This is a genomic window from Paenibacillus sp. DCT19, from assembly GCF_003268635.1.
GTDB lineage: Bacteria > Bacillota > Bacilli > Paenibacillales > Paenibacillaceae > Paenibacillus.
Genome location: NZ_CP029639.1, coordinates 2,390,239 through 2,401,558, shown reverse-complemented (window position 1 = coordinate 2,401,558; position 11,320 = coordinate 2,390,239). Strand labels below are relative to the sequence as shown.

Sequence of the window (11,320 nt, the reverse complement as noted above, 5' to 3'; positions counted from 1 at the left end):
TTTCCATAGTTTTACCGATTCAAATTATGTAAAATATTATCAATAAATAACATTCGTTGGCAAAAATCAAATTCCTGCACCAATTCTCACCATGAACCAATATTTTTTAATGAAGCCATTGTCGTAATACAAAGTACGATAAAAAGGCTAACCAGTAATCACTGGCTAACCTATGAGAACTCTATTTAACTCAACTCCACTACTCGTTAGTTAGAACGATTGGAGCTACCGTATGCATTGGTTTTCTGACCCTTCACACCAGGTCTAATGACAAATACAGAGCCTGCATCCGGTGTTTCTAATAATCGCTCCTCGGAGATGCCATTGCGCGCAGTTGTAATGTATAGCTCTTCTAAGTCTGAACCGCCAAAACAACATGAGGTCACTTGATCAGCAGGCACCACGATCTGCTCTAACAGTTCAGCCGTATCTGGGTTCCAACGGGTAATGCGTCCTCCGCCCCAATGCGCAACCCATAGCATGCCCTCTGCATCTACTGACATACCATCAGGATAACCCATATCCTCTGGAATAGAGATGATTGGAGTACGATTGGTGATAGTGCCATCCTCCAAATTATAGGCGAAACGATCAATAGATCTTGTAGGTGTATCGATATAATACATTGATTGATGATCCGGACTCCAGCCGAGACCATTTGAGGTAGAGATATGATCGACCATTTTTCTTACTGGCTTACCTTCCTCTAAACAATATAACGCTCCTGTCTCTCGATCCCCATTGCCCATGCCCATCGTCCCAGCCCAGAATCGTCCATACGCATCACACTTACCATCGTTAAAGCGGTTCGTTTCGATGCCTTCTTCCGGATCTTCTATACGTTGAAGTTGACCTGTGGCCAGATGAAAGATATGAAACCCAGTTCGCAAAGCCACTATGACTTCATCTCCGCGATAAGGAACAACGGCTCCTACATGTTCACCCACATCGTAAGCCTGATTAGTGCCTGTAGACGGATCGAAGACATGTACCTTGAAGCCTTCAATATCAACCCATAACAAGCGACCTTGTTCTGCGTCCCAGCTTGGTCCCTCTCCCAACAACGCGTGACTATGTACCGCAATGTTCAAGCTACTCATTTCATCGCATCCTTTCTATAAGAGCATGTTCAAATTCAGGTTCTCAGTGCCAAGAAGATGGAAATAAGAAGTAAAGCCAACCTTCAAACATCGCTATGCGTTATTTGGTACCGCCCGACCATTCGAATCCAACTGCATCTAGAAACGCCTTCGTTAACACCATGTGACCTGTCGCATCAGGATGTACCCGGTCATAAGTCAAAACCGAAGTGTAGTAATGATCCCAGAATGGTGCAAAAGCAGCCTGTGTGTCTACATAGATCGCATCGAATTCGGAAGCGACTCTACGCACAGCTTCACCATATATATCCATCGTAGCGCGCATTGGATCTTCTGGATTCGCTTCCAAATAATAAGGCGTCATCAGTACAAGACCTTTTAAGTTTGGGCGAACCGATGCAACCAGCTCTCGCAATGTGGACTCATATTCCTCTAGGAACACATGTGAGTCTGTAGCTAATGGATTGTCAAATTGACGCCACACATCGTTGATTCCGATCATGATGGTCAGCCAGTCTGGCTTAAGATCAAGAACATCCCGATCCCAGCGCTGCTTCAGATCACGAATCGTATTCCCACCATTACCCACATTTTGTACTCGTAACATCAATTCAGGATATATGGAACGAAGCAAAGCATACACTTGGGCAACGTAACCATGTCCTAGACCATTACTTCCTTCACCGACAGGATGTTCACGTCCGCAATCGGTAATGGAATCCCCGATAAAAAGGACTTTATCATTTTTTTGAAATTTCATGATCATTTTCTCCTCTGCATTCAGGCATGATGAAGCATGTTGAATGGTGCTGATAAGATCCAGCTCTCACCGATTACCAGCCTTGATTTTTCAACCAGGTAAGACATAACCCAGACCAGGCACTTACAGCTACATTGTCCTCAGCAAGTCCTAATCCATGAGAGCCTTTCTCGAACACATGCAAGTCATACGGAATACCATGTTCGCCTAACGCAAGAGCATAACGCAAACTATTTTGGACAGGCACCGCTCCATCATCACTTGTATGCCAGATGAACGCTTCAGGTGCATCGGCCTTCACTTGCTTTTCGGCGCTATACGCTATAACTAATTCATCTGAAGCCTCAGGGCCTAATAGATTTTCCCGAGAACCAGCATGTCCATAAGATTCCATCGTAATGACCGGGTAACACAGAATGATCCGATCCGGGCGTGAGCTAACACGTTCAATTGGATCAGCATGCTCCGGTTGTCCTTCATCGTACACTGTTCCCAGCATTGCTGTCAGATGACCCCCTGCCGAGAAACCCAGCACAGCAATTTTGGAAGGTTGAATTCCATATTCTTCTGCGTGAGCACGAATGTATCGAATTGCCCGCTGACCGTCTGTTAGGGGTGCTGGTTGCTGATGTGGTGCCACGCGGTATTTGAGCACAAATGCGCTAATACCTGCACGGTTCAACAATTCAGCGATAGGAGCACCTTCATGGTCAGCAAGAAAGCTATATCCGCCTCCGGGACAAATAATGACAGCGCTCTCGGAACCGGGGTGAATAAACGGAATCAAATGAGGCATTTCATCCTCATGCCCAAACGCTGCATAAGGTGCAGCGTGATCCCACAATGGAATAATTGATGTCAATTCAACTCATCCTCTCTCTTCGTACAACGGTTTCATTCCATTGCACAGGCTGACTGCTTTTGGAATTGATACTATCATAACGGCAACAAGCTTCGGGCATCAATATCTGAACAGCATTATAATTTAGTTGTTTGGTTACAGGTTACATGAATTATGTCTACATTCATAGTGAGATTTGGCACATTTATAGATACAAAAATATTAATATAATGTCCGAAACTGTTCTGGCGTTACGTGTTCAATACGGCGAAACGTAGCGACAAAATGGCTCGCGTCACGGAAACCAACCCGATAGGCCGTTTCTTTGATCGTTAACATACGATCGCTAGTCATTAATTCTTTCGATTTGCGAATCCGTAAAAGTATAAAGTAGCTGTATGCTGTCATACCGAAGGATTGCTTAAACAGTGTATTCAGATGTCTGGGGGTGATTCCCAGGATTGCTGCCATCTCTTCGAGACCAATCTCTGGATCAGCGTAGTGCTGCTCCATATAAGCTATTAACGGGGTGAGTCTCTCAACCGCATGTGAGATCGATGAGCGACTGCCTTTCATCCCGTGCTTTTTCAGGAGAATCAAAAATCGATACATGTCCGCTGAAGCTTCCAGTCCGGATAAATCCTGATCGCTACCAATGGAACCAAGCACCTGTTTACCATAATGCTCAGGCGGGCTATCCACTTCCCATTGATAGTATGCCGCCTCTCCCAAGTCAAGACCCTCGGTAATCGCAGAGCATTGTGAACCAGCAAATGTAACATACAACGTCTCCCAATCGCCTTGGGAACGCAAGTATTCATGAGGTACGTTTGGCGGCATTAATATGCCGGATGCCTCTCCCAGAATTATGGTTGAACCTTCAAATCTGAACTCACCGGCTCCCTTAACCGTCTGTAACCAGTGATAACATGGGTAACCCGCTGGTCTCTTCACACTCTCTTGGTTCCCATTATAACCAATACTTTCAATGTAAAGTGGAAGGGTCTGATCCCTTGATGTCATAAAGTACCGTTCATGCTGAGCTGATATGATCACAGGCTTCTCTCCTCATCATTTGCGAGAATATCATTTCCATATTCTTATATGCTCCAATACTTTTCTTATATTTTAAATGTCATATAGATCATATATTATACAATTATTCTTATACAAGAGGTGAACATATTGATTAGTCACAAATTACCCAAAATATTCTATGGTGGCGATTACAACCCGGAACAGTGGGATCACGAAACCCATCTTGAAGACCTGCGAATGTTCAAATTGGCCGGAATTGATATGGCAACCATTAACGTATTCTCTTGGGCATTAATTCAGCCTGATGAAGTTACTTATAATTTTGAAGGACTTGACCAATTAATTAATAGTCTGTATGAAAGCGGTGTCTATGTATGTCTCGCTACAAGTACAGCAGCCCATCCTGCTTGGATGGCCAAAAAATATCCGGATGTACTTCGTGTCGATGCTGACGGGCGTAAACGCAAGTTCGGTGGTCGTCATAACTCTTGTCCAAACAGCCCAACCTATCGCAAATATTCGGAAAAGATTGCTGATAAGCTGGCCGAGCGTTACAAGGATCATCCTGCTGTTCTGGTGTGGCACATTTCCAACGAATATGGCGGAGATTGCTACTGTGACAACTGTGAGAAAGCGTTCCGTGTGTATCTGAAAGAGCGTTATAAGACACTAGATCAAGTAAACAAAGCTTGGAATACCAACTTCTGGGGACATACCTTCTATGATTGGGATGAGATTGTACTTCCAAGTAATCTGAGTGAGCACTGGGGCAACAACAATTCCACATTCCAAGGAATCTCTCTGGATTACTCCCGTTTCAACTCAGACAGCATGCTGGATTGTTATCGCCTAGAGTACGATGCAATCAAAAAACACATCCCGGATTCTGTTGTAACCACCAATCTAATGGGATTCTTCAAGCAACTGGACTATTTCAAATGGGCAAAATATATGGATATCGTATCCTGGGACAGTTACCCTGGTCTTGCGACTCCATTTAGTTTCACCGCAATGGCACATGACCTTATGCGAGGACTGAAAGATGGTCAACCGTTCATGCTAATGGAACAAACACCAAGCCAGCAGAACTGGCAACCCTACAACTCACTGAAACGCCCTGGCGTAATGCGCCTTTGGAGTTATCAGTCCGTTGCACATGGTGCAGACACCATCATGTTCTTCCAGCTTCGTCGCTCCATTGGCGCCTGTGAGAAGTATCATGGTGCGGTCATTGAGCACGTAGGACACGAGCATACACGTGTATTCCGTGAAGTTGCTGAGCTAGGTAAGGAATTGCAAATTCTTGGCGACCAAACACTGGACGCTACCGTTGAATCCAAAGTAGCCATTGTGTTCGACTGGGACAACTGGTGGGCGATTGAAAAATCAAGTGGCCCTACGGTTGCTCTCAACTATGTAGATCAAATCCACAAATACTATGCTGCGTTCTTCCGTCGCAATATTCAGGTAGATATCGTTAGTGTGGATACCGATCTAAGCAAATATAACATCGTTCTTGCCCCAGTCCTATACATGGTGAAGCCAGGCTTCGCTGACAAGCTGGAGAAATTCGTTGAAGCAGGCGGTACCTTCCTGACAACTTTCTTCAGCGGTATCGTTAATGAAAGTGATCTGGTAACCACAGGTGGTTATCCTGGAGAGCTTCGCAAGTTACTTGGCATTTGGGTTGAAGAGATCGATGCTTTATTGCCTGAGCAAAAAAACAGCATTGTGCTCAAAGAAACCTACGGTGATCTGCAAGGTGACTATCAGTGTGGCATGTTATGTGATCTCTTACACAGTGAGGGTGCGGAGGTCATCGCTGAGTATGGAGAAGACTTCTATCAAGGTATGCCTGTTGTTACCCGTAACAAATTCGGTAAAGGGGAAGCGTGGTATGTTGCTTCTGATCCGGAAGAACGCTTCCTTGACGGTCTGCTCGGGCAACTGGCAGCTGACAAAAACATTCATGCCTTACTGGAGACTCCCGAAGGTGTTGAGGTTAGCGCACGTACCAAAGACGGTAAGCAATACCTATTTGTTATGAACCACAATGCCTGGGCTCAATCCTATGATCTGGGTGCAACCAAGGTTCGTGAGTTGCTGACAGATCGCGAGCTGACAGGACATGTTGAAATTGAGGGTCGTGGTGTACAATTGCTCAAAAGCAATTCTTAAGAACGTATCGAACAATCCTATTGAAAGAATAATCCAAAGAACTTTTCGAAAGATTTACTCGATACAAACTGTCACCTCTCGAACTGAAATTCCATTTTTTATTGTAAAACAAATAAGTTTATCCGTAATAATCTTCTTGTTCTCTGCAGAGTTCAGAAACTGCTACTTCCCGTATCCGGCTATGCCGGGTACGGTTTTTTCATATCATTGTATAGAAGGAAATCGTGTATTATAGCTCGAATTGGACGATACATACATTCTATGAAGCTCTATCTTTGAAACGGAGTGACTGACATGAATAAAATAAACCGGCTAGCCGCCATTGTTATGGCTTTACAGCTCGGTCACGAAACGGCACGCTCATTGGCTGACAAATTCGAAGTGTCACGGCGTACCATTTTACGAGACATCCAGTCCCTGTCAGAAATGAATGTTCCGATCATCGCCATATCCGGCCCTGGTGGTGGCTTTCAGCTCATGGAGGGTTATGTGTTACCTCCGCTGCAATTAGATCCAGTTGAAGCTGCAACGCTTATTTTCGCGCTAGAGGGGATTAGTCATCATGTCGATACCCCATTTCAGGAATCACGTTGGGTCGTCATGGACAAGATTAGAGGTATTATTCCAGAGGATATTATGACTAGAATAGACCTTATGCTGAACCAGCTAAACCATCGAGTCCTTGAACGTAATGAGCATATCAAGCATTTTGAGACTTCTATACCTACAGCGGCAAAAGAAGAAGGGTGTGAGTCCTCTCTAATCCGAGTAAAAGCGCTTTTGAACTATTCCGCAATGATTGAGGCGCAGCAGGACGACCATATTGGAGAAACGATGACCGAGGTCACCCCTGGGCTGTGGGAACTGTCTTTTCTCTGTCCATCCGAAGATTGGTCCTGGGTCGTCCGTTTCTTTTACCGTCTAGGTAAGGGAGCGGAGGTCATAGAGCCTGAAGAGCTTCGTAACGAAATAAGTCAGCATGCCGCAGATGTATTTCAATTATATGCATCGTCCTTCAGCCGCTGTTGAATTATACTTAGACAAATTATAAAAAAGGAGGCCTTCCGCCATGATTAACGACCCGATCATAACGTATGAAGAAGCAGTTCAGCGCATCCAATCCATAGGCATACTCCCTCTCGCACCTCTATTCCCCGAGTATCCTTCACTCTCTTCACTTACCCCTGAAGAGAACTGGCATAAGGATACCTCACTTGACCCTTGGCTATGGCGCACACGCTTCGCCGAAGAAGGAATTGCGGCTTACGGGAAATGCATCAAAAAGAAGGCCGTATTGATCTCACGCGATTATTTCCCATTGGTTCATCGAATGATTGCAAATCAGAGAAGTATACACGAGCAGTATGATGCGGGCCTGCTATCACGCGAAGCGCTTAAACTATATGAAAAGATCAGCGAGCAAGAAGGTATTGATGGGCGAGCCTTGCGTGCGCAGTCAGGCTTTGCGGCCAAAGAAGACAAAAAGTCGTTTGATCAAGGACTGCTGGAGCTTCAGTCCAAAACGCTGATTTTAATCAGTGGCACCAAGGAAAAAGAAGGACTTGAAGAAGGTCAAGTCGCTTGGAACAGCTCCGCCTATGAAACTACAGAGCACTGGATGAAACGTCACGGCGTGAAGCCATTTGAAGGCAGCATTGCCGAAGCTCAAGCATCACTTGTAAGCAAGCTTGAAGAGCACACTCCCCCAATCGCTTTAACTAAAATTAAAAAGGCATTGGGTATTCAATAAAATGAAGACAAATAAATCCCAGTTACCGCTCGAGATGTAACTGGGATTACTCAAGATACATAGAACGTTTGAAGCGAGTAGAGAGGCCCTACTTTAATGAATATTGCTCATTCAGCTACAAAATTACGCCGTCCTTGAATATGGCAATCTCCCGAAAACCATGTTGTTCACTCAGCGTCTGACTCCGTCCAGAAGCGATGTCGATTAATTGACTGAACAGCTGAACCTTCACATCATCCATCGTCTGACCTTCGAGCAGTTGGCCTGCGTTAAAGTCAATCCAATGCTTTTTACGGTTCGCTAGATCGGATTGAGTCGCAATTTTGACGGTGGGTACAGGGCCACCAAACGGTGTTCCTCGTCCAGTCGTGAACAGGACAATGTGGGCACCCGCTGCAGAAAGGGCTGTTACCGATACGAGATCATTGCCCGGTGCCTCTACAATGTTTAGTCCGGTTTTGGTTACACGTTTACCATAACGCAACACATCAACAACCTCAGAGCGTCCGCCCTTCTGTGTACATCCGAGTGACTTCTCTTCCAATGTCGTGATGCCGCCAGCCTTATTACCTGGCGAAGGATTCTCATATATGTTCTGACCATGATTAACAAAGTATTGCTTGAAACCATTGACTAGATCGACCAAATCCTCAAATACTTGCTCATTGGCAGCACGGTTCATTAATATCGTCTCCGCACCAAACATTTCTGGCACCTCTGTCAGGATCGCTGTCCCCCCTGCCGCGACAAGCATATCCGCTACTGAGCCGACAAGTGGATTAGCAGTGATGCCCGATAAGCCGTCAGAGCCACCGCACTTCAAACCAATCTTGAGCTTGCTAAGTGGAAGCGGCTGGCGCTTTTCCTGTTCAGCGACCTCTACCAGTTCCTCCATTAAGCGTAAACCTTCCTCTAACTCGTCATCTGTTTCTTGCGCTTTGAGAAAACGAACCTTACCCTGATACTCGGGTGCAATACATTCACGGAACTGGTCTACCTGATTGTTCTCACAGCCAAGACCAATGACCAGCACTCCGCCTGCATTCGGATGTTCTACCAATGAAGCGAGCAACTGCTGTGTATATTTCAAGTCATCGCCGAGTTGAGAGCAACCAAACGGATGAGGAAAATGAAATACACCATCCACACGATTGCCGAACTGGGACTGACCCATCCGTGCCAATGCCTCGCACACTTTATTAATGCAGCCAACTGTATTAACGATCCAGATTTCATTACGTATGCCCGCTTCGCCATTAGGACGAAGATAACCATCGAACGAACGTAGATGTTCTGGAGGCATCTCTGTCTTGGATGCAAGTCCTGGATTATATTCATATTCGAGCAATCCGTGCAAACCTGTTTTTAGGTTATGGCTGTGAATCCAGCTCCCCTGCGCAATCTGTTCCTTTGCTACACCAATAGAGAATCCATATTTCATTACATCTTCGCCAGCTTCGATATGATGTACCGCAATCTTATGACCTTTAGGCACATCATCTAGCAGAGCAAAAGAAACATCATCAGGCAATACAATCGTTTCGCCTTTTGTGTATTCGCGTAGCGTTATAATAACATCATCCTGAGGATGGATTGCAATCCAGTCCTGAACTGTACTTGTTGTATTCATAGACTCTCTCCTTTCAGCAGCGAAATTTCGTGTACAAGCGCTTCTCGCAGCCCTTCACGTTCATCCAAGTTTTCGCCCCAGATGGATACATCGGATAATACGGAACCAATAATACGATCTAATTGTTGCTCATTGCTATTCAACGTATCGTAGTCTTCCCAGTACCCAGCTAAGAGGGATAGCACCTGAGGGTCATCTCGTAAGATAAGTGACTCTCCGTTCAAGCGTTGTGTCTGATATCCATCCGGCGTACTCACTGGACGGTACAAATATAACAGCCCAGCAAATCCACGCAACAAGCGGGACGGCCAGTTGCCTTCATGTTGTTCGTAAGAGAGGAGCGTTGGCAGAACACGAACCTTGAACTTACCAACGGTGTTTAACGCAATATCCTGCAATTTATGATCAATGTATGGATTGAGGAATCGTTCAAATATTTCTTCTGCATACAATCCTAAATTGAGATCTGGCATGTTCAATGCAGGTATAATCTCCTTATGCACAGCTTCCCTTATAAATGCTCCGAATTGTGGATCTTCCATCGTTTCCCGCACATGTTGCTTGCCATGAAGAATACCGAGGGAAGACATAAGCGTATGTGCACCGTTTAGAATACGTACTTTACGAAGCTGAAACGGCTTCAGATCCTTCACCCAATGTACATTTAATCCAGCCTGCTTCAAAGGCAGCTTCTTGTCCAACGCTTCATCACCCTGGATCGCCCAAAAATGATAAGGCTCTGCTGTATTGATCAGCTGATCTTCATATCCCCACCGATTCGTCAATGCATCAGCTTCGTCCTGTGTTGGAGAACCTGTAACAATCCGGTCTACCAGGTTATTTAGGAACAAGTTATGCTCTGTAATCCAAGTGCGGAAAGCATCTGAATAACCAAAATCCTCACTGTGACGGAGGACGCAGCTACGTAACACATCTCCATTGCCTTCAAGAAGTTCACAAGGAAGATGGATTAAACCTCTCGTTGGATCTCCTGCAAAACGTTCAAATCGTCTGTGAAGAAACACTGTCAGTTTGCCTGGGAAAGATTGAACCGGCTCCCCTTCTACATATTCCGAAGATATATATTTCAGACCTGACTCGGTCGTATTGGAGATAACAAACTCAAGCGATGGAAGCTCCGCTAGCTCTAAAAAATCCTGCCACTCTTCATAAGGATTCATACAACGCGAAAAGATCGAGATCATCTCTGTACGCTCCACAGGTTTACCATCGGACAGCCCCCGAGTAATCATCGTGTATAATCCATCCTGTTCTCTGATCTGTTCTAACTTCGCTTTCCCTCCCGGGCGAGGCTGGGTCACTACAACACTGCCATGGAATTTACCTTGTCTCGCACTCTCGTGAAGCATCCAGTCAGCGAACCCTCTAAGGAAGTTACCTTCACCAATTTGCAGGACTTTGACAGGGCGTTCAATGATCTCCTTGCATTTCCGTTGTCCATCATTACCTAGCAAATTCAACTTTAATCTTGGACGTTTGGTGCTAGCCGACATGAGCACTCACCTCATTATTTATTTATCTTCAGCGGATGCTGATCACGTTCTATAACATCCGTTGAAAACGCTTTAAATTCATTGTATCATCAATAAAAGGAAATTAAATTGCTTATAATGCCGTAAATATACTCTTTCATGATCATATTCTTCCTCTGTATTGCTGACTAAGGAATGGAAAGGAGACCGCATGAATCGCTCACCTGTTCGTACGACCATTCAGGCAGAATCAGGCATCCCGTTTCGATTGGTGTATGCAGATACGAAATCACCCCAGAACGAATTGCCCGACCATCTTCACGATTGGCATGAGCTGATCTATGTATATCGTGGTCAAGGAACTATTTTTATCGACATGGGTCTTGAGGATATGACTGAAGGGGATCTCTTCATTATTCCGGGGAACACGGTGCATCGAGCCTTACCTGATGAAAAGAACCCGTCACCTCTTCTGCACTATTCTTCAGCCCAGGTTTATTAGCGTCTGCGGCTGGTGTCAGCTCATCCGC

General features: G+C 45.2%; 10 protein-coding genes. 4 read left to right on the top strand and 6 right to left on the bottom strand.

Features of this window, described 5'->3' with window-relative positions:
• Positions 1–206: 206 nt before the first annotated feature.
• The 4 genes from DMB88_RS10780 to DMB88_RS10765 all read right to left on the bottom strand — a co-directional run bounded on the left by DMB88_RS10780 (position 207) and on the right by DMB88_RS10765 (position 3,757).
• Positions 207–1,100 (bottom strand): SMP-30/gluconolactonase/LRE family protein, encoded by an 894-nt coding sequence (locus DMB88_RS10780; protein WP_128101352.1) that lies wholly within the window; start codon positions 1,098–1,100, stop codon positions 207–209.
• Positions 1,101–1,200: 100 nt separating this feature from the next.
• Complete coding sequence (locus tag DMB88_RS10775) at positions 1,201–1,860, bottom strand: SGNH/GDSL hydrolase family protein (protein ID WP_128101351.1); 660 nt, start codon at positions 1,858–1,860, stop codon at positions 1,201–1,203.
• Between the two features lie 73 nt (positions 1,861–1,933).
• Complete coding sequence (locus DMB88_RS10770; RefSeq protein WP_174715282.1) at positions 1,934–2,722, bottom strand: alpha/beta hydrolase; 789 nt, start codon at positions 2,720–2,722, stop codon at positions 1,934–1,936.
• A gap of 201 nt (positions 2,723–2,923) precedes the next feature.
• Positions 2,924–3,757, bottom strand: a complete 834-nt coding sequence (locus DMB88_RS10765) for an AraC family transcriptional regulator (protein WP_128101350.1) — start codon at positions 3,755–3,757, stop codon at positions 2,924–2,926.
• Positions 3,758–3,886: 129 nt separating this feature from the next.
• On the opposite strand from DMB88_RS10765, the gene DMB88_RS10760 reads away from it, so the two are divergent.
• The 3 genes from DMB88_RS10760 to DMB88_RS10750 all read left to right on the top strand — a co-directional run bounded on the left by DMB88_RS10760 (position 3,887) and on the right by DMB88_RS10750 (position 7,667).
• A complete protein-coding gene (locus tag DMB88_RS10760; RefSeq protein ID WP_128101349.1) occupies positions 3,887–5,917 on the top strand; it encodes a beta-galactosidase in 2,031 nt (676 codons plus the stop codon).
• Between the two features lie 294 nt (positions 5,918–6,211).
• The gene (locus DMB88_RS10755) at positions 6,212–6,946 is read left to right on the top strand and encodes a helix-turn-helix transcriptional regulator (RefSeq protein WP_128101348.1); all 735 of its coding nucleotides are present in this window, start codon (positions 6,212–6,214) and stop codon (positions 6,944–6,946) included.
• A 40-nt stretch (positions 6,947–6,986) separates the two neighbouring features.
• Positions 6,987–7,667 carry an AlkZ-related protein gene (locus tag DMB88_RS10750; RefSeq protein WP_128101347.1) on the top strand — a complete coding sequence of 227 codons (681 nt, stop codon included), beginning with the start codon at positions 6,987–6,989 and terminating at the stop codon, positions 7,665–7,667.
• Between the two features lie 115 nt (positions 7,668–7,782).
• Here the strand turns inward: DMB88_RS10750 and DMB88_RS10745 are convergent, their stop codons facing one another.
• Together DMB88_RS10745 and DMB88_RS10740 are read right to left on the bottom strand one after the other, a co-directional pair.
• A complete protein-coding gene (locus DMB88_RS10745; protein ID WP_128101346.1) occupies positions 7,783–9,297 on the bottom strand; it encodes a UxaA family hydrolase in 1,515 nt (504 codons plus the stop codon).
• On the bottom strand, positions 9,294–10,811 hold the full coding sequence (locus DMB88_RS10740) for a tagaturonate reductase (RefSeq protein WP_128101345.1): 1,518 nt from the start codon (positions 10,809–10,811) through the stop codon (positions 9,294–9,296). The genes DMB88_RS10745 and DMB88_RS10740 overlap by 4 nt, the downstream gene beginning before the upstream one ends.
• Before the next feature lie 190 nt (positions 10,812–11,001).
• Between DMB88_RS10740 and DMB88_RS10735 the strand changes: the two genes are divergently transcribed.
• Positions 11,002–11,292 (top strand): cupin domain-containing protein, encoded by a 291-nt coding sequence (locus DMB88_RS10735; protein WP_128101344.1) that lies wholly within the window; start codon positions 11,002–11,004, stop codon positions 11,290–11,292.
• Positions 11,293–11,320: the final 28 nt, after the last annotated feature.